At 73.4% G+C, this 19,022-nt stretch carries 15 protein-coding genes; 10 read left to right on the top strand and 5 right to left on the bottom strand.

Features of this window, described 5'->3' with window-relative positions; all coding sequences use genetic code 11:
• The 4 genes from AB0K37_RS30920 to AB0K37_RS30935 form a co-directional block, all read right to left on the bottom strand.
• Window positions 1-770: 1-phosphofructokinase family hexose kinase (locus tag AB0K37_RS30920; RefSeq protein ID WP_363986980.1), on the bottom strand; the 770-nt coding region annotated here is incomplete at its 3' end.
• Entirely contained in the window at window positions 767-1,675 is a 909-nt protein-coding gene (locus tag AB0K37_RS30925; protein WP_363986982.1) for a sugar isomerase, read from the bottom strand. The genes AB0K37_RS30920 and AB0K37_RS30925, both read right to left, overlap by 4 nt.
• Window positions 1,676-1,771: 96 nt before the next feature.
• Complete coding sequence (locus AB0K37_RS30930) at window positions 1,772-2,338, bottom strand: hypothetical protein (RefSeq protein WP_363986983.1); 567 nt, start codon at window positions 2,336-2,338, stop codon at window positions 1,772-1,774.
• The gene (locus AB0K37_RS30935) at window positions 2,304-3,050 is read right to left on the bottom strand and encodes a hypothetical protein (RefSeq protein WP_363986985.1); all 747 of its coding nucleotides are present in this window, start codon (window positions 3,048-3,050) and stop codon (window positions 2,304-2,306) included. Before AB0K37_RS30935 ends, AB0K37_RS30930 begins: the two co-directional genes overlap by 35 nt.
• Window positions 3,051-3,366: 316 nt before the next feature.
• On the opposite strand from AB0K37_RS30935, the gene AB0K37_RS30940 reads away from it, so the two are divergent.
• Window positions 3,367-6,375 (top strand): tetratricopeptide repeat protein, encoded by a 3,009-nt coding sequence (locus tag AB0K37_RS30940; protein WP_363986987.1) that lies wholly within the window; start codon window positions 3,367-3,369, stop codon window positions 6,373-6,375.
• A gap of 6 nt (window positions 6,376-6,381) precedes the next feature.
• On the top strand, window positions 6,382-6,864 hold the full coding sequence (locus AB0K37_RS30945) for a hypothetical protein (protein ID WP_363986989.1): 483 nt from the start codon (window positions 6,382-6,384) through the stop codon (window positions 6,862-6,864).
• A gap of 44 nt (window positions 6,865-6,908) precedes the next feature.
• Here AB0K37_RS30945 and AB0K37_RS30950 read toward each other — a convergent pair whose 3' ends face one another.
• Window positions 6,909-9,083, bottom strand: coding sequence for a discoidin domain-containing protein (locus AB0K37_RS30950; RefSeq protein ID WP_363986991.1), 2,175 nt, complete (start codon window positions 9,081-9,083; stop codon window positions 6,909-6,911).
• 320 nt (window positions 9,084-9,403) lie between these two features.
• On the opposite strand from AB0K37_RS30950, the gene AB0K37_RS30955 reads away from it, so the two are divergent.
• The 8 genes from AB0K37_RS30955 to AB0K37_RS30990 form a co-directional block, all read left to right on the top strand.
• A complete protein-coding gene (locus AB0K37_RS30955; protein WP_363986993.1) occupies window positions 9,404-10,165 on the top strand; it encodes a DeoR/GlpR family DNA-binding transcription regulator in 762 nt (253 codons plus the stop codon).
• On the top strand, window positions 10,162-11,532 hold the full coding sequence (locus AB0K37_RS30960) for a 6-phospho-beta-glucosidase (RefSeq protein ID WP_363986995.1): 1,371 nt from the start codon (window positions 10,162-10,164) through the stop codon (window positions 11,530-11,532). The genes AB0K37_RS30955 and AB0K37_RS30960 overlap by 4 nt, the downstream gene beginning before the upstream one ends.
• On the top strand, window positions 11,529-12,725 hold the full coding sequence (locus tag AB0K37_RS30965) for a carbohydrate kinase family protein (RefSeq protein WP_363986997.1): 1,197 nt from the start codon (window positions 11,529-11,531) through the stop codon (window positions 12,723-12,725). Before AB0K37_RS30960 ends, AB0K37_RS30965 begins: the two co-directional genes overlap by 4 nt.
• A 59-nt stretch (window positions 12,726-12,784) precedes the next feature.
• Window positions 12,785-14,143, top strand: a complete 1,359-nt coding sequence (locus AB0K37_RS30970; protein WP_363986999.1) for an extracellular solute-binding protein — start codon at window positions 12,785-12,787, stop codon at window positions 14,141-14,143.
• An 89-nt stretch (window positions 14,144-14,232) separates the two neighbouring features.
• A complete protein-coding gene (locus tag AB0K37_RS30975) occupies window positions 14,233-15,204 on the top strand; it encodes a sugar ABC transporter permease (protein WP_363987001.1) in 972 nt (323 codons plus the stop codon).
• Window positions 15,201-15,992 (top strand): carbohydrate ABC transporter permease, encoded by a 792-nt coding sequence (locus AB0K37_RS30980; RefSeq protein ID WP_363987003.1) that lies wholly within the window; start codon window positions 15,201-15,203, stop codon window positions 15,990-15,992. The genes AB0K37_RS30975 and AB0K37_RS30980 overlap by 4 nt, the downstream gene beginning before the upstream one ends.
• A 19-nt stretch (window positions 15,993-16,011) precedes the next feature.
• The gene (locus AB0K37_RS30985) at window positions 16,012-18,702 is read left to right on the top strand and encodes a sugar-binding protein (RefSeq protein WP_363987005.1); all 2,691 of its coding nucleotides are present in this window, start codon (window positions 16,012-16,014) and stop codon (window positions 18,700-18,702) included.
• Window positions 18,703-18,842: 140 nt separating this feature from the next.
• Window positions 18,843-19,022, top strand: a 180-nt coding sequence (locus tag AB0K37_RS30990) for a hypothetical protein (RefSeq protein WP_363987006.1), incomplete at its 3' end; no start/stop codon positions are given.

The raw sequence follows: 19,022 nt of genomic DNA on the forward strand, positions 1-19,022 counted from the left end.
TGCTGTCGGGGGCGGCCGCTCTGATTCAGCCCCGCCACGAGCGCGTCCCCCGCGCCCGTCGGGTTGCCCTGGACGGGACGGTCGAGCGCGGCGCGCAGGACGCCGTCCGGGGTCGCGGCGAGGACGCCGCCGGCGCCGAGCGAGGCGACCACCGCGCCCGCGCCCGCCTCGCGCAGCGCGCGGATCCCCGCGGCCGTGTCGCCGGTGCCGCTCGCGCGGGCCAGCTCCTCGGCGTTCGGCTTCACGACGCCGGGGCGTCCGGCGAGCCCGAGGCGCAGCGCCTCCCCGTCGGCGTCCAGGATCACCGGGCCGGGCGCCGTGCGGGCGAGCCGCGCGTAGGCGTCCGGGGGGACGCCCGGCGGCAGGCTCCCCGACAGCACGACCACCGCGGCGTCCCGGGCGAGGGACTCGAAGGCGTCCAGGAACGCGGCCCACTCCGCGCCGGTCACCTGCGGACCCGGCTCGCAGAACATCGTCGCCTCGGCGCCGACGACGGTGACCGTCCGGCGCGACTCCGCGGCGACCGGGGTGAACGCCGCGGGCACGCCGAGGGAGCCGAGCCCCTCCTCGATGCGCCGCCCCGCGGCGCCTCCGGCCAGGCCGGAGGCCACGACCTCGTGCCCGAGGGCGTGCAGCACCCGGGCCACGTTGACGCCCTTGCCGCCGGGCCGCGAGTGCACCGCGGCGACCCGGTGGACCGCGCCGAGCCGCGCGTCCGGCACCTCGTAGGTGTCGTCGAGCGCGGCGTTCAGCGTGACCGTGAGGATCATGCCGCCGGACCGCCGGGCGCGGCGTCCAGGACGACCGAGCGGGTGAGGTGCCGGGGGCGCTCGGGGTCCAGGCCGGCCGCGTCCGCCCGCGCGACCGCGAGCCGCTGCACCCGGACCAGTTCGGCGAGGGGGTCGGCGTCCGCGGCGCGCAGGAGCCCGCCGGTCGCGGCCACCTCCTCGCCGAGGCCGTCCGGGAGCCCGCCGAGCATCCACACCGCCCTGCCGGGGCCGGTGATGCTGATCGGCCCGTGCCGGTACTCCATCGCGGGGTAGGCCTCGGTCCAGAAGCAGGCCGCCTCGCGCATCTTCAGGGCGGCCTCCTGCGCGAGGCCGACCGTCCAGCCGCGGCCGAGGAAGGTGATCTGCTCGACCTCCAGCAGGCCGGGCGGGAGCGGGTCGGCGATCGCGGCCTCGGCGGCGGCGATCGCGGCCGCCAGGTCCTCGCCGAGGTGCGCGCGCAGCAGCGCCAGCTGGGTGGTGGCGAACCGGGTCTGCACGACCGACTCCTCGTCGGCGAAGTCGAGCACGATCAGCCGGTCGGCGCTGCCGGCCACCGGCGTGTCCGGGTCGGCGGTGATCGCGGTCGTCGGGACCGAGCCGCCGAGCCGGTCCAGCACGGCGAGGACCTCGGTCGTCGTCCCGGACCTGGTGAGCGCCAGCACCCGGTCGTAGCGGCGGCCGGACGGCATCTCCGAGGCGGCGAACGCGTCGGTCTCCCCGTGCCCGGCTCCCTCCCGCAGCGCGGCGTACGCCTGCGCCATGTACAGGGAGGTGCCGCATCCGACGACCGCCACCCGCTCCCCGCGGGCCGGCAGCGCGTCGCGCAGCCCGTCGGCCAGCCCGGCGGCCCGCCGCCAGCACTCCGGCTGCGCGGAGATCTCGGTCATGATGCGGTTCCCGGCCATGAGCCCTCCCGAAGTCCGATCCTTCCGAGACTTTATGCTCACTTGTGCTCGAAAATGAAGACTAGAGAGCAGAAAACATCATGAACGGGCGGGGGATTACAGCCGCACCACGCGGACGAAGCGCACGTCCAGGTCGTCGCCCGCGCCCGTCGCGATCCGGAAGTCGGTGCCGCCGGGGAGGCGGTTCGCGAACGCGGGCCGGGGGATCCGGAACGTCGCGGTCTTCCACGCGCGGTCGCCCGTGCGGCGCACCGCCGGCGAGCGTCCGCCCCGGTGCTCGACCCACCACTCGCCCCTGCCCGCGTCCCGGTACGTCACCTTGATCTGCACCGGCCGGCGCCGCCCGCGCAGGAACCGGTCGTCGAGGTCGAAGTACAGGGACGTCTGCCCCTGCGCCCGGTCGGTGCGCAGTCCCTCGTATGTGGTGCCGTTCTCCGGCCCGAGGACGCCGCTGTGGACGTCGGCGGTCGAGCGGCGGGCCCTTCCGTCGGGAGCGACGTCCCGCTGCACGAGCCAGCGTTCGAGATTGCGCACCCACGGGCGCCCGGGCCACCGACGGGCTCCGGTGAAAGGCCCCGTCGTGTCCTTCCAGTAGGTGTCCTCGGCATCGCGCAGCGCGGCCCACGCGTCAGGCGAATCGGACGCGGTCTTGCCGATGCTCAACCGCACCCATCTCCAAAGCTGCGGATACTGCCTTGCCGCTGTAGGGCCCGAAGACGGCGGCCAGGTCCCGCCATGCGTGCCGGTACCACGACCGGTACTTCTCGAACGTCAGCCCCTGTTCCGCCGCCTTGCTGATCACGTCGTAGTCGTACTCCGCCCAGGTGAACGCGCCCGGGACGTAGACCAGCCTCAGCCGTGGGTCCGCGCGCAGGCCCTCGTCCACGAAGACCCGCCGGTAGAGCGCTAGCAGCCGCCCCCACACGCACTCGTCCCAGAGGGGCAGGTGGTACTGCCCGTCGTAGTCGGGGCCGAGCGGTTCCACGCCGCACTGGTCCGCCACCCATTCGGGCGCCCACCGCGACCCGCTGGCGAAGATGCGGACCCAGAAGGGCCGCCGGTCCGCCAGTTGCCGGCTCAGCGGCGGGAAGCTCATGTCCTGGGCCGAGCCCGCGGTGTGGGTGTCCAACGTTCCCGGGCCGTCCGGTTGGAGCTGGCGCCAGCTCAGGTCCAGGCTGCGCGTGTCGACGCCGAACCGCGGGGCGGCCGTCTCGGAGAACAGCCCCGAGTTCGCCGACGGACGGACCCAGGCCGGCAGCGTCCAGTCATCGCCCGGCCGCACCCGCACGCTGCCGGCCACGGCGTTCGTGGGCCCGGCGCCCGCCACCGACGACAGGACCACCAGCCCGGCGAGAACCGCCACGATCCGTTTCACGACCCGCCTACCCGCCCCTCGTCCTTCTCCGTCTCCGCGTGCGCGTTTCCGTTCGGAAACCATGCTCATCCTTCGGGTATGAGCATGGAAGGGCAATTCGTGACCGGAACACCGATCGCGCCACCGCGTCGTTTCGGATTGGCCCTGGCGGTCCCGCCGCGAGCAACGCCCGGCGGTCGACCTGGCCGATCACTTCGCGGCCCCGAATATCGGGGGGACCGAAAAACCGGCCCCCGTCCTGCCGCGTCTCATGGACGTGCCCTGCCGGGCGCTTCGGGAGACGGTGCCACGGCCGGCCTGGCGGACGGGAGCGAGCTTGCGAGACCGACCGGCGAGACGGCGGCGCCTGTGGGGGCGGCCCCGTTCCCTGGCCGTGCACCGGATACCGGCCGCGGCGGGGCTGACCGTCGGCCTCGGCACCTATGCCGGATTCGCCGCCCAGGTCCCGCCGTCCGCAGGCGCGGGTCCCCTCGCGCTCGGCTTGTTCAGCTCCCTCGTCACGGGCGGCGGCACGTATCTGGGGCTCCTGCACGAACGGACGCGGCGGCTCCCTCCGGCCAGGGAACCCGCCCCGCCCCGGCGCACGGTGGCGGTGTCCTACCATCCGGCCGACTCGGCGTACGCGGAGTGGGTGGCGGCCGCCGTCTCCCTCGCCGCTCCCGCCCATGTCGAGATGCGCCCGTGGGGTGGGGCGCCCCTTGCTCCGGATGAGGAGACCTGGGAACTGGTCGTGTGTTCTTCCACGAGCGAGATCGCTCCGCGCCGGGACGAGTCCCAGGGTGACGGCCGGGACGGCGCGCGAAGGATCGCGGTCCGGGTCGACTCCTGCGCGCGCGACGCGGAGGCGGACGCCATCGACATCGAAGGCATGGCGGAGAGCGCCGCGTGCGCGGTCATCGTCCGCGGGCTCGTCGCCCGCGGCGCCCTCGACGCCTCCGACCCTGCTCACGGACCGGACCGGCGCCCCTCCCGGCACGGGGTGCGCTTCCCCGGCGACGGCCCCCGCGTCAGCAACCTCCCTCCGCGCGACCCGGGCTTCGTCGACCGCGACGACCTGACGCGCCGCGTGCGGGCCGCGCTGACCCGCGGGCACACCCCAGACAGCGCGACCGCCGTCGCCCTGTGGGGCCTCGGCGGTGCGGGGAAGACGGCCCTGGCGGTGGAGTACGCCCACCGCTACGGCGGGTGCTACGACATCGTGTGGTGGCTGAACGCCGAAAGCGCGGTCGAGCTGCGGCACGGGCTGCTCGGGCTGGCGGCGGCGCTCGGCGTCCGCGAGCAGCCCGACGCGGACCGGGTCGTCGCCGAACTGTGGCGGACCCTGCGCGGCGGCGACCGCTGGCTGCTGGTCTACGACAACGCCGACGCCGACGCCGCGCCCGGCGCCGGAGGGAGCCCGGTCCAGCACTGGCCCGCCGGGCGCGCCGGGCATGTCCTGTTCACCTCCGCGCGCTCGGACTGGGGCGGGCTGATCGCTCCCGGCGGCCGCGTCGAGGTGCGTCCCATGGCGCCCGCGACGGCGGAGCGGTTCCTGCGCGACGGGGCCGGCGACGACGACCCCGAGGCGGCCCGCGAGATCGCCCGGGTGCTCGGCGGGCTGCCGCTCGCCCTCGCGCACGCCGCGGCCTACTGCCGGCAGGCCGCCGTGCCGCTGCGGACCTACCGGCGGCTGCTGGACGACTCGCTCGGCCGGGTGCTGTCGCGCTTCCGGCCCGACGACCGGGTCCAGCCGGTGTCCATGACCTGGAACCTCCTCCTCGCCCGGGCGGGGGAGCACCTGCCGGCGGCCCTCGATCTGATGCGCCTGTGGGCGATGCTCGCCCCCGTCGGGATTCCGCGCGACCTGCTCGACCCGGAGGTGCGGCTGCCCGGCGGCCTGGTGCACCTGGCGGACGACCTCGTCGAGCACGACCTGGCCGTCCAGCGCCTGGCGCGGTACTCCCTGGTCACCGTGGAGGCGGAGCGGCTGCACGTCCACCGCCTCGTGCAGGCCGCCGTCCGGCTGGACACCGAGGCCGCCGAAGAGTGGCTGGAGGCCGCCGTGGCGCTGCTCGACCGGCGGTTCCCCCGCGATGTCGCGGACAGCGGCCGGTGGGGGACGTGCGCGGAGCTCCTGCCCCACGTCCTGGCCGTCCGGGCCCGCCACCGGGAGCAGGGCGACGGGGAAGGCCTCCCGCCGTCCAGGACGGAGAGAGCACTCGGCGACCTGCTCCACCGCGCCGGGTCCTACCTGATCGAACGAGCCGGCTACGCCGAGGCGCGCGAGCCGCTGGAGACGGCCCTGGCGCTGCGTGAACGCGCGTACGGACGCGCCAGCCCGCAGTGGGCGGAGACGAAGCTCCGGCAGGGCGTCCTGCTGTACAGGCTCGCCGACCTCGCCGCCGCCCGGACGGCCATGGACACCGCCCTGCGCGTCCGGGAGGAGGCGGCGGGCCCCGGCGATCCGGCGCTCTTCCCGTTCCTGGTGTGGCGGTGCCGCCTGCTGATCGAGTTCTCCGAGCTGGGGGAGGCCCGCCGCGCGGTGGAGCGGGCACGCCGGATCCTGGAGTCCGCCGGTGTGCCGCGCGCGGACCTGCGCCGCGTCGAGGTCGACGACCTGCGCTGCACCGTGCTGTGGCGGGGAGGCCGGGTCCGCAGCGCGCTGGAGCTGATGAAGCGCAGCGTGGCCGTTCTGCGCGAGGCCCACGGGGACGGTGACGACCGCACTCTCCTGGGCCTCGGAAGGCTCGCCTTCGTCGAAGCCGAGATGGGAAGCCTCCTCGACGATCCCGCGATGCTGCGCCGCGCACGGGACCGCGCCGCCGGGGCCGCCGCGGACCTGGCGCGCGGGTACGGCGACGAGCACTTCGAGGTCATGGAGCAGCACAGGGCCGAGGCCACCGCGCTGTGCGCGCTGGGCGACCACGCCGCCGCCGAGCGGCTGCTGCGGCGCGTCGCCCGGGCGTTCCGGGAGAGCCTGGGCGAGCATCCCACGACCGTCGCCGCCGAGACCCTGCACGCGACGGCGCTCGCCCGCCTGGGCGAGGCCGGCACCGCGGACGGGATCCTGCGGAGGGGCCGCGAGGTGTACGAGCGCCTCTACGGCCCCGGCCACCCCTACGTCGCCGAGGTGCTCGCCAGGCACGGGCCCGTCCTCGCCGCGATGGGCGACGCGGACGCCGCAGCGGACGCCCTGCTCAGAGCGCGCCGCATCTACGAGGAACGGTACGGGCCGGAGCACCCCAGGCTGATCCCGCTCCTCACCGGCCTGGCCGGACTCTCCGGCCGCCCGGACGAGGCCACCGAGCTCAGAGAACGCGCCGACCGCATCCGGCGGCGCCTGTGACAACGCGTGGGAGGAACCATCAACGTCACCGAGTTCGCGGACACCTTCCTGACCACCCATATCAGGGCCCGGCTCACGCTGGACGGCGAGTCCGGGTTCGCCGTCGAGGAGTACTTCGGCTCCTCGCGCGACGTGCTCGGCGACCTGTTCACCGTCTGGTACGCCGGCCCCGGCGGCCGCCAGGCGGAGTGGCGCGACCCCGGGGCCGAGCCGCTGCGCGTTCGCGACGCCGCGCGCGGCACGGTCCTGTGGGAGCGCGACCGGCGGCGGAAGCTCGACGACTTCGGGGCGCTGTTCCGCGCCCAGACCGAGCCCGTCCAGCTCATCCTTCCAGTGCTGCGCGCGGAGTCCGGCCGGAGGCTGCTCCTGGACGGAACGCACCGCGCGGTCGCCGCCTACGGCGCCGGTTCGCCGGTCACCCTGTTCGTCTTCGCGCTGCGGGGCCCGGCGGGACCGGAGATGCTGCCCGACCTCGTCCACCACCTCTGACCCCGCGGGCCCGCTCGGAGACGGGCCCGCGGGGTCAGCGCGGATCAGGGGTAGCCGACCACGTTGGCCGGGACCGTGGCGGTGCCGGACGCCTCCGGGCCCGTGTCGTTGACGACGTGCCGGATGACCCCGTTGCCGCCCAGCGAGACCGTGAGCAGGTCGTGGAACCGCACGCCCGGCCGGTCCGGGACCTCGAAGCCGCGCGCCGCCACGATCGACGGGTCGACGTTGAAGTAGCAGTAGCTGCCGAGTCCCCAGCCCTCGTGCGCGGTGACGGAGCCGGCGACCTTGTAGGCGGCGTAGCCGTCGGGGGAGTCGCTCCGCCAGGCGGACTGGCTCGGCGGGTCGTACGGCATCTCGTTCTGGAAGAAGACCGTCCTGCCGCGCTCGCCGTTCCAGACGAGCTGGTACTTCTGGTAGTGCTCCACGAACAGCCCGTAGGCGGTGACGTCGTCGCCGTTGACGACCACGCCGTTGGCGGCGGTGTTGACCGTCCAGCCGACGCCGCTCCCGTGGTCGGCGCGCCACGCCCAGATGTGGTCGAGCAGGGCGTCGTCGCTGTTCACCACCAGGCTCGTGGACGCCTTCCCCGGCCCGGCGCCGCCGATCCGGAAGAAGACGTCCTGCACCGACGCGGGGTCGCCGGAGTGGTCGGCGCCCGCGCCGTCGGGGCCGAGCCGGAGCAGCACCGGCGATTCGGCCGTCCCGGCGTCGAACAGCATCCCGGCCAGCTTGACGCCGTCGACGTCGGCCACGCTCATCGCCGTCGCGCCGTTGTCGGGGACGAGGGTCGGGTACCCGATGCCGAGCACCACCGTGTCCGGACGCGTGACGTTGATCGTCTGCGCCAGGTGGTAGACGCCGGGGGTGAGCAGCAGGTTCAGGCCCTGCCCCAGCGCGGCGTTGATGGTGGCGGCCGAGTCGCCGGGCCTGGCCACGTAGAACCGCGACAGCGGGATGGACGAGCCGGGCGTGGAGCCGCCCGCCCAGGTCGTCCCGCGCGAGTCGCGCCGCAGCGCCGGGACGAAGACGCTGTACGCCCCGGACGCGTCGACGTACAGGTACGGCTTCTCCCTGGTCACGGGGCTGGTGTTCAGCGTGGTGTAGGGCGGGTTCGGGAAGCTCTGGGCGGGCGCCCCCTCGACGCCGGAGAACACCATGTTCCACACGCCGTTGAGGTTGCCGCCGATCCGGCTGTCGCGCGTCAGCCACTGCTGCTGCGAGTACGGCTGCACCTGGCCGTCCACCTTGGAGTCGGCGATGTAGCCGCCGCTGGCCCAGCCGTAGCCGGTGGGGGAGAGGTTCAGGTCGCCGCGCACGTGGATGCGGCGGAACGGCGCGGCCTGCGCCACCGCCCACCGGTCCGACCCGCCGGACGGCGTGATCGACAGGTTCTCGGCGGACCGCCAGAAGTTCTGCGTGGCGTTGCCGCCGAACCAGCCCGCGTCCACGGTGACGCCGCCGTTGACGGTGACGTCGTCGGGATCGCGGCCGAGGCCGGCGATGGAGGTGTAGAAGCCGATGCGGGCGTTGACGTTGTAGCTGCCCGGCTTGAACAGCAGCGCGTACCGGGCCGTCCCGAACTGGTTGCTCTCCTGCTCGCGGAAGACCGCGTCGATCCTGCCCTGGATGTCGGGCGCGCTCATGGACGGGTCGAACACCAGGACGTTGGGCCCGAGGTCGCCCCCGCCGGGGAGCGTGCCGCCGGAGCCGGTGTGCACGGCCAGCCCGAACAGCGAGTACCCCCACTGCGTGGCGCGGGCCGTGCCGTACACGCGGACGTAGCGGCCCTTGCCGGTGACATTGACCGTCTGGGTTCCGCCGGTGCCGTTCGTGGTGGAGTAGAGCGAGGTCCAGTCGGCGGCGTCGTCGGACACCTCGATCTGGAAGGTCCTGGCGTAGGCGCTTTCCCAGGCGAGGACGATCTGGCAGACCTCCTGAACGGTGCCGAGGTCGACCTGGAGCCATTGCGGATCGCTGAAGGCGCTGGACCAGCGGGTCGCGGGATCGCCGTCGACGGCGGCGGAGGCGGGGAAGGACGCGTTCTCGGTGGACGAGGCGGTCGCGGGCCGGTTCAGCGCCGCGTCCGACGAGCCGCAGGCCGCCGCCGCGGCACGCCCGGCCGGTCCGGGAACGGCGAGCGCGACGGTGAGCAGCAGGGCGGAGACGGCGGCCGGCCAGGCTCTCCTGGACGGCCCTCGGGGTGGGGTGGGATGCATGCGCATCTCCTTCGCGTGGGTGGGTGAGCGGGGGCCCTCAGAGCACGCGCGTTATTTCACATCATGATTTAAGGTCGAAATTATGCGAGGGTCAAGAGCTCCTTTTGTCTCGGTTTGACCTTCCGTCCTGACAGCCGGCGCGCCGCCCCGGACGCTCCGGCCCCGGCGCCTGTGGAACGTTCCGAGCCCTCGACAGCGACCGCTGACTCAACTGGCCTCCTGACCGGATCCGCGCACGTCAGAGAAGTGAATGACGGACTTCGCGCAGCTTTCCGCCAGGGTGATGACGGATGTCGAGCAGCGGTGTTACGTTCCACCGCGTGACATCGAGCATGCGACGCGCGCAGATCGTGTCGTCCCTGCGCGCCAAGGGCGCCGCCTCCGTCCGGGAGCTGGCCGAGACCCTCCAGGTCAGCGAGTCCACGATTCGCCGCGACCTGGACGTGCTCGACCGCAACGGCGAGCTGCTGCGCACCTACGGGGGAGCGGCGCTGTCCCCGCGCCCGGCGGCGCCGGAGATCTCCTTCGCGGCGTCGGCCGAGCACGACAGCGACGAGAAGGCGGCGGTCGCGGAACGGGCGGCGAAGCTGGTGGAGGACGACATGGTCGTGGTCCTCGACATCGGCACCAGCACCCGGCTCCTCGCCCGGCACCTGCGCGGGCGCCCCGTCACCGTCATCACCGCCAACCTGGCCGTGCTGGACGAACTGCGCGACGACGACGCCGTCCGGCTGTGCCTGCTCGGAGGCGTCGTGCGGCGCAACTACCTCTCGCTCGTCGGCTCGCTCACCGAGACCGCGCTCCGCCAGGTCCGTGCCGACCTGGTGTTCCTGAGCTGCACCGGGGTGCGGCCCGACGGCCACGTCATGGACGACATGGAGGTCGAGACGCCGATCAAGCAGGCGATGCTGGAGTCGGCGGACCGGGTGGTGCTGGTCGCCTCCGAGGCCAAGTTCCCCGGCACCGGCTCGCTGCGGGTGTGCTCGCTCGACCGCGTCGACGCGCTGGTCACTACGGCCGGGGCCGACCCCCGGACTCTGGAGGTCTGCCGGGAGGCGGGCGGAAAGGTGTACATCGCATGAAGCTGGCCATTCTCGGCGGTGGCGGGTTCCGGGTGCCCTACGTGTACCAGGCCCTGCTGCGCGATCCAGGCTCCCCGCGCATCGAGGAGGTCTGGCTGCAGGACTCCGACGCCGGCCGTCTGGCGGGGATGGCGGAGGTCCTCGCCGCCCTCGCCGGCGGAGCCGAGGACGCGCCGCGCGTGTTCACCAGCACCGGGCTCGACGAGGCGCTGGAGGGCGCCGACTTCGTCTTCGCCGCCGTCCGGGTGGGCGGCCTGCGGGGACGGGTGTGCGACGAGCGCGTGGCGCTGGACCTGAACGTGCTCGGCCAGGAGACCACCGGCCCCGGCGGGATCGCCTACGGGCTGCGCACCATCCCCGTGATGCTCGACATCGCGCATCGCGTGAAGGCGCTCGCGCCGGACGCCTACGTCATCAACTTCACCAACCCCGCCGGGATGATCACCGAGGCGATGCAGGGCGTCCTCGGCGACCGGGTGCTCGGGATCTGCGACACCCCGTCCGGCCTCGGCATGCGGGTGGCGGCCGCGCTCGGCCTCGACCCGGACCGGATCCGGCTCGACTACGTCGGCCTGAACCACCTCGGCTGGATGCGCCGGATCCTGCACGACGGCGTGGACGTCCTGCCCCGCCTCCTGGCCGACGACGACCTGCTCGGGAACCTGGAGGAGGGCGTCGTCTTCGGCCGCGAGTGGCTGCGCGACCTCGGCCTCATCCCCAACGAGTACCTGTACTACTACTACTTCAACCGGGAGGCGGTCCGCGCCACCCTGGACGCGCCGCAGACGCGCGGCGAGTTCCTGCTCAAGCAGCAGGAGGCGTTCTACGAGCGGATCGCGGCGGCGTCCCGCGGCGCGGCCATGGAGCTGTGGCGCGAGACGGTCGCCTCCCGCAGTGCGAGCTACATGGCCGAGATGAAGGGCGCCCGGACCGGCGAGGCGCTCGACGACCACTCCGGCGTCGACCCCGCCGAGGAGGGCTACGCCAGGGTCGCGCTGAACGTGATGGCCGCGATCAGCCGCGACGAGCCCGCCAGCATGATCCTCAACGTGCGGAACGGCGCGACCGTCACGGCGCTGCCGCCGGACGCGGTCGTCGAGGTGCCCGTCACCGTCGACGCCCGCGGCGTGCACCCGCTTCCGCTCGACCAGCCCGACCTGCACCAGGCCGGGCTGATGCAGCAGGTCAAGGCCGTCGAGCGGCTGACCGTCGGCGCGGCCGTGACCGGTTCGCGGACCGAGGCCGCCAAGGCCTTCGCCCTGCACCCCCTGGTCGACTCGGCGCGGATCGGCCGGCAGCTGCTCGACGGCTACATCGACCGGATCCCCGAGGTCGCCGCCGTCTTCTCCCGTGAGGAGTCGTCATGACAGTGGAAATCCTGGACGGGAGCCTGCCCGTGGACGGTCCCGCGACGGGCGGGGCCGCGGCCCCCGGGCAGCCGCCCGAGCCCTCCCTGGCCGACCCGTGCACCGAGCGCGTCCCGGCGGGCGACCTGCTGCGCGGCGGGGACGACCCCGGCCCGGCGCCCGAGCTGGACGTCTTCCTCAGCGGCCAGGTCTTCATGGACATGATCTTCACCGGGCTGCCGGGGCTGCCGCCGCCCGGGACCGAGATGTTCACCGAAGGGCTCGGCTCGGCGCCCGGCGGCGCCGCCAACATCGCGGTGGCGATGAGCCGGCTCGGCCTGCGGGTCGGGCTCGCGGCCCCGTTCGGCGACGACATGTTCGGCTCCTACCTGTGGCGGACGCTCGCCGAGCAGGAGGGCATCGACCTCGGGCACTCCCGCCGCATCAAGGGCTGGCCCACCCCGGTCACGGTGTCGCTCGCCTACGACTCCGACCGCAGCATGGTCACCTACGCCAGGCCCCTGCCGGACCTCGACCCCGGCGAGACGGGCGACGCGGAGGCGGTGCTCGGCTCCCCGCCGCCGGCCGCGCGCGCCTGCTTCGTCGACATCGAGCACCCGGTGCCGGGCTGGGCGAAGGAGATGCGCCGGGCGGGCGCCGCGGTGTTCGCCGACATCGGCTGGGACGCGACCGAGACGTGGTCGAGCGAGGTCCTCGACCGGCTGGAGCACGTGGACGTGTTCCTGCCCAACGCCGTCGAGGCCATGGCCTACACCCGAACGACCACTCCGGAGGACGCCGCCCGCGCCCTGTCCGGGCGGGTCCCGGTCGTCGTCGTCAAGCGCGGCGGCGCGGGCGCCATCGCGATCGACTCGGCGACCGGCGAGGTCGCCGAGACCGACGCCCTGCCGGTGCGGCCGCTCGACGCGACCGGCGCCGGCGACGTGTTCGGCGCCGGGTTCCTGTTCGGGACGCTCGCCGGCCTCCCGCTCGCGGAGCGGCTGCGGTTCGCCAACCTGTGCGCGGGCCTGTCGGTCCGGCACCGCAGCGGCTCGCTCGGCGCACCGTGCTGGGGAGAGATCGCCGCGTTCGGCGAGTCCGGCGAGGTGCCCGAGTCCGCCCTCGAACCGTACGCCTTCGTCGTCGACTTCATCCCCGACTCGGCGACCGACACGGTCGTCCGGGCCGAACCCACCCTCCGGGCCGACCACTAGCGCGCCGTCCCCGACCGACGCGGACGCAGCAGGACAGAAAGCAATAGGGAGCCGTAGCAATGCCGACACTGACGAGGCGAGGAGCGGCCGCGGCGGCCGCGGCCCTCGCGACCCTGCTCGCGGCGGCGTGCGCCCCGGGCTCGTCCGGCGACAAGCCGGAGAGCAAGGCGCCCGCCGCGGTGAGCACCGACGTGGCCAAGGCCGGGAACGTGACCCTCACCGTCTGGGACCAGGAGGTCCAGGGCGGGCAGAAGAAGCAGATCGAGGAGCTGAACAAGCGCTTCGAGGCCAAGTACCCCAACGTGAAGATCAAGCGGGTGTCGCGGTCGTTCAGCGACCTGCAGAAGACGCTCCGGCTCGCGCTGTCGGGCGGCAGCCCGCCCGACGTCGTCGAGGCCAACCAGGGCTACGCGTCCATGGCGCAGTACGTCAAGGCCGGGATGCTCCTCCCGCTCGACTCCTACGACCAGGTCTACGGGTGGCGCAAGCGCTACCCCAAGGGCCTGACCGACCTGAACAGCGTCACCCAGGACGGAAAGCTCATCGGGTCCGGCAACCTGTACGGCGTCTCGCTGAACGGCGAGATCGTCGGGCTCTACTACAACAAGGAGAAGCTCGCCAAGCTCGGCGTGCAGCCGCCGAAGAGCTGGGCGGAGTTCGACCAGGCGCTCGCCACGGCCAAGGGCAAGGGCGAGGTCCCGATCGCGTTCGGCAACCTGGAGAAGCTGCCCGCGATGCAGCTGTACGGCGTCCTCCAGGACGGCGTCGCCGACAAGGAGGCCGTCCGCAAGCTCGTGTTCGGCAGCGGCGGCTCCTGGACCGACGCCCCGAACGTCCAGGCGGCGCAGAAGCTCGCCGACTGGTCGAAGAAGGGCTACTTCACCAAGGACGCCAACGCCGTCAAGTGGGACGACACCCCGGTCAACTTCGCCAAGGGCGACGGCGTGTTCATGTTCGGCGGGACCTGGTGGGCCTCCGAGCTCAACGACAAGATGAAGGACAAGGTCGGCTTCATGCTGCCGCCCCCGGCGCAGGCCGGGTCGCCGTCGGCGACGATGGGCGGCGAGAGCCTGCCCTGGTCGATCACGTCCAAGAGCAAGAACCCGGACGTCGCCGCCGCCTACATCAACTTCATCACGTCCCCGGAGGCGATGGACGTCTCGGTCGAGACCGGCAACCTGCCGGCGCTCGCCGCGCCCTCCAAGCAGCCGGCCGGGCCGCTGCTGAAGGAGGTGTCGACGGCGTGGGGCGAGCTGAGCAAGAACGACGGCATCACCCCGTACCTCGACTACGCGACGCCGACCTTCGCCGACGCGTTCGGCGGTCCGCTGCAGGAGCTCGTCGCCGGGCGCAAGCCGGCCGATGAGGTCATGAAGGCGGCCCAGGACGACTACTCCGCCTTCCAGAAGAAGAAGTAGGGATCGGCCATGCCCGCTCCCGGCCGCGCCTCGCCTGCGGCGCGGCCGGGAGCGGGACGGCGCTGGACGCACGACCAAGGAGCCCGCACATGACGACCGTCGCGCGGCGAAAGACCCCCAAGTCCAGGCGCGAGGCATCGGCCCCGCGCGCGGCACGGCGGCAGGGCCGCGCCTTCTCCGGGTCCCCCGGGGAGCCCGGCCGGATCGGCTGGCTCTACGCCCTGCCCGCCCTGCTGGTCTACGGCGCGTTCCTGCTGTGGCCGCTGGCGCGGGGGGCGCAGTTCTCCCTCTACCACTGGGACGGCCTGGGCGAGGCGACGTGGGCGGGGTTCTCCAACTACACCGCCACATGGACGGACCCGTCGCTGCGCGGCGCGTTCGGGCACCTGCTCGTCCTCGTCCTGTTCTACTCCGTGCTGCCGTGCTGCATCGCGTTCGTGCTGGTCGCCGCCATGTCGCGGACGAAGATCCGCGGCCTGACGTTCTTCCGGACCGTGCTGTTCCTGCCGCAGGTCGTCGCGATGGTCGCGGTGGCCGTGGCGTGGCAGTGGGTGTACTCCGCGGACGGGCCGGTCAACACCGTCCTCGGCTGGCTGCACGCCATCGGGCTGCCGGACTGGCGGCGCGGCTGGTTCGGCGACTTCACCTTCGCGCTGCCCGCGGTCGGGGCCGTCGGGACGTGGGTGGGGATCGGCCTGGCGATGGTGCTGTTCCTCGCCGGGGTGCAGAAGATCCCGCGGGAGCTGTACGAGGCCGCGCGGATCGACGGCGCCGGGGCCGTCCGCGAGTTCTTCGCCGTCACCCTGCCCGGGCTGCGGCGCGAGCTGGCGGTGGCGCTCACGCTGACGACCATCATGGCGATCCGCAACTTCGACCTCATCTACATGGCCACCGCGGGCGGGCCGGGCAACGCGACTAAGGTCCCCGCCTACGAGGTCTACAACCGCACGTTCAACACAGGTGAGGTCGGCCTCGGCTGCGCGATCGGCGTCACGCTGGCGGTGCTGGCGTTCGCCGTCACGGCCGGCGTCCGGCGGCTCGTGGAAGGGAAGGACGCATGAACGCCCGGGCGGAACGGTTCGTCAACCACGCGATCCTCGTCGTCTTCTCGGTCATCGCGGTGTTCCCGATGGTCGGGGTCGTCGCGCAGGCCCTCCAGCTGCCGCACGCGGACCTGTCCACGTTCGGCACGGCCTGGCGCGAGGGTCATTTCGCTACCTACCTGCGCAACAGCGTCATCGTCACCACCGTCACCGTCATCGTGGCCGCGGTGCTGTCGATCATGGCGGGCTACGCGCTCGGCACCATGCGCTTCCGCGGCTCCGGCGTGCTGTTCCTGGTGTTCGTGGCCGGGCTGACGATCCCGACCGAGGCCATCGTCGTCCCGCTGTACTTCGACCTGAGGTCGGCCGGGCTCGACAACACCTACGCCGGGCTGATCCTCCCGCAGGTGGCGATGTCGGTGGCGTTCGGCACGTTCTGGATGCGCGCCTACTTCCGCAGCGTCCCCCGGTCGCTGCTGGAGGCGGCGCGCCTCGACGGAGCGTCCGGCTGGACGACGCTGTGGCGCGTGCTCGTGCCGGTCGGTCGCCCGGCCATCCTCACCATGGTGCTGCTGACCACCATGTGGACCTGGAACGAGTTCCTGCTCCCGCTGGTGATCGTCAACTCGGACGAGGGGCTGCGCACCGCGCCGCTCGGGCTGTCCTTCTTCCAGGGCACCCACAAGACCGACTACTCACTGCTCATGGCGGGCGCGCTGATCATCGCCGCGCCCATCGTGATCGTCTATGTCTTCCTGCAGCGCCAGTTCATCGCAGGAATGCTCTCGGGGGCCGTCAAGGAGTAGGGAAAGAACAGGAGAGTTCATGCGAAGACTCGCCCTACCCGCAGTCCTGTCCGCCGCGCTCGCGGCCATGTCCGTCGCCTTCGCGGGCCCGCCCGCGCAGGCGGCCGGCCCCGGCGGCGCCGGTTCCGCCGACGGCCGGCTCGACGTCCTGTTCGTCGGGGCGCACCCCGACGACGAGGCCGGCGCCCTGTCGACGCTCGGACAGTGGAACGAGTACGACAAGGCGAAGATCGGCGTCCTCACCGTCACCCGCGGCGAGGGCGGCGGCAACGCCTCCGGCACCGAGGAGGGCCCGGCACTCGGGCTGCTCCGCGAGAACGAGGAGCGGCGCGCCGTCGGCAAGGCCGGCGTCAACGACATCCACTACCTGGACAAGGTCGACTTCTACTACACGGTGAGCACGCCGCTCACCGCCGAGACCTGGGACCACGACAAGACCCTGGAGAAGGTCGTCCGGCTCGTCCGCGAGACGCGGCCGAAGGTGATCGTCACCATGGTCCCCGCCCCGCTTCCGGGCCAGCACGGCAACCACCAGCAGGCCGCGCGGCTCGCGACCGAGGCCTACTTCGCCGCAGCCGACCCGAAGGCCTACCCCGCGCAGCTCGGAGGCGAGGGGCTGAGCACCTGGGCGCCGGGACGCCTGTTCCAGACCGGCGGGGCGTCGGGGCCCGTCGGCTCCGGCTGCGCCGCCAAGGGGACGCCGTCCGCCGCGGCGTCGATCGCCTACGGGGTGTGGGGAGGACGCGCGTCCGCCCGCAACGGCGGCAGGACGTGGGCGCAGGTCGAGCGCGAGGCCCAGCGGACGTACGTCAGCCAGGGCTGGGGCGGATTCCCGGACGTCCCGTCTGATCCGGCCCAGATCGGCTGCGACTACTTCCGGCAGATCCACAGCCGGGTCCCGTTCACGCTCGGGAACACCGACCCGTCCGCGATGCTCGAAGGCGCGGTGGTGCCCGCGAAGGGCGGCCTCCCGCTCGGCAGCCGGTTCTGGCTGACGACGGACGCGTTCGGCGTGACCGCGGGACGCCCCTTCAAGGTGACCGCGCACGCGAGCTCACCCGGGCGGCTCCGGGCGGCGAAGGCGACGCTCGCGGTCCCCACGGGTTGGAACGTGACAGGTTCCGGTGACCTGGGGACGGTCGGCGGAGCCGAGCGCACCGCGGCCTTCACCGTCACGCCCCCGGCCGGCGTCAAGGCGGGGCGCGCGCAGCTCTCGGCGACGCTCTCCGGCGGCTCGGTCACCGGCCAGACGGCCACGTCCGTGGAGGTCCAGCCCGCCGTCACCGGCGTCCTGGAACCGCTGCCCCGTGTCTCGGACTTCGACACCTGGGCGGGCAAGACGGGCGTCCCCGCACTGACGGGGCAGGTGAAGCGGGTGCTCACGCTGGCGTCCGGCGCGTCCCGGCAGGTGCGCGTGGACCTGTCCAACACGACCGCCTCGGCGCAGTCCGGCACGGTCAAGCTGGCCCTGCCCGCGGGCTTCACCGCCGACGCCGCGTCCAAGCCCTACTCCCTCGACGCGGGCAAGACGGGCTCGGCCACCTTCACCGTCACCAACACCGACAAGTCGCTGCCCACCTCCAACCAGGGCGGGACCGACGGCGACTACGACCTGACCATCACCACGACCTCCTCCTCGGGCGACGCCGACGTGCAGAACGGCGCCCTGGAACTGGTCCCGACGGCCGAACTGCCGAAGGCGTCCACCGCTCCGGCGGTCGACGGCAAGGAGTCGCCCGGCGAGTACCCGGGGCCCGAGCTGAACCTGTCCCGGCGCTGGGAGGGGTCGGCGTGCGAGTCCGCCGACGACTGCTCGGCCACAGGCAAGGTCACCTGGACCGACAAGGCGCTGCACGTGCTGGTCAAGGTCCGCGACGACAAGCAGGGCACGGTGCTCGGCGCCGACGACTGCAAGCGGCACTGGCGCACCGACTCGGTCGAGATCGGGATCGACCCGCGCGGCGACTCCGAGAACACCTCCACCACGTTCAAGACCGGAATCTTCCCGAAGATGTCGGACGGGAAGCCGTGCTTCGAACGCGACGCGGACGCGCGCCAGGGCCCCGGCGAGGAGACCGCGCCCGGCATGCGGGTCGCCTCGACGGTCGCCGCCCCCTACGACGGGTACGTCATCGAGGCGGAGATCCCGTTCACCGCGCTGCCGACCGCGGTGGACCCGCGGCGCATGGGCCTGAACGTCTTCGTCTACGACTCCGACACCCAGGACAAGACCGGTCAGACCCGGATCGGCTGGTCGACCTGGAACGGCGTCCAGGGCGACCCGTACCGGTGGGGCCTGGTGTCCCTGCCCGGCCACACCCCGCCCTCGGGCATGCCGACCACGCCCCCGCCGCCGGTCATGCCGACCGACGCGACGCGGTCGGTGAACGCGCCTGAGTCGATCATCCAGGCCGTGCGCACGGGCGTCCCGCTCGCCGCCGGTCCCGCGGCCCCGCGCTCGGACACGGCGAAGATCGTCGGCCGGCCGGCGGTCTCCGGCGGCTCGGCCACCGTCAGCCTCCTGGCGACCGGGCCGGGCACCGCGCACGTCCACGTGTGGGACGGCAAGCTGCTCGGCACCAAGGAGGTCCGGATCCGCAAGGCCGGCACCACCACCGTGACCGTGCCGGGCGCGACCGGCACCCTCACCGTGGCCTTCGAGGCGGCGAAGGGAGGAACGGCGAGCAGCGCCGTCCGCCTGGGCGGCTGATCAGGCCCCGCCGGGCCGGGGGAGCGCACACGCCCCCCGGCCCGGCGGCATGCCGGACGGAATCCGCGGCGCGTTGAACTCCGTCCCGCCGGGGCGCGTATCCCCACGCGTAGATCGACACCCCGGAACCGGGAGGGTTCATGAGGCGCCGGAAGAGCGTGAGGAACAGCCGGCTGCGCACCGCGGTCGCGACGGCCGCGGTGGCGGCCGGATCCGCCGGGCTCCTGGCGGGCTCGCTGTACGTCGTGCACGCGGAGGGACGGTCCGGCGGCCAGGAGGCCAGGCTCGCCGGCGACGCCCGGGCCGGCGGGAGGGCCGCG

It is taken from the genome of Actinomadura sp. NPDC049753, from assembly GCF_040674655.1.
Classification (GTDB): domain Bacteria; phylum Actinomycetota; class Actinomycetes; order Streptosporangiales; family Streptosporangiaceae; genus Spirillospora; species Spirillospora verrucosospora.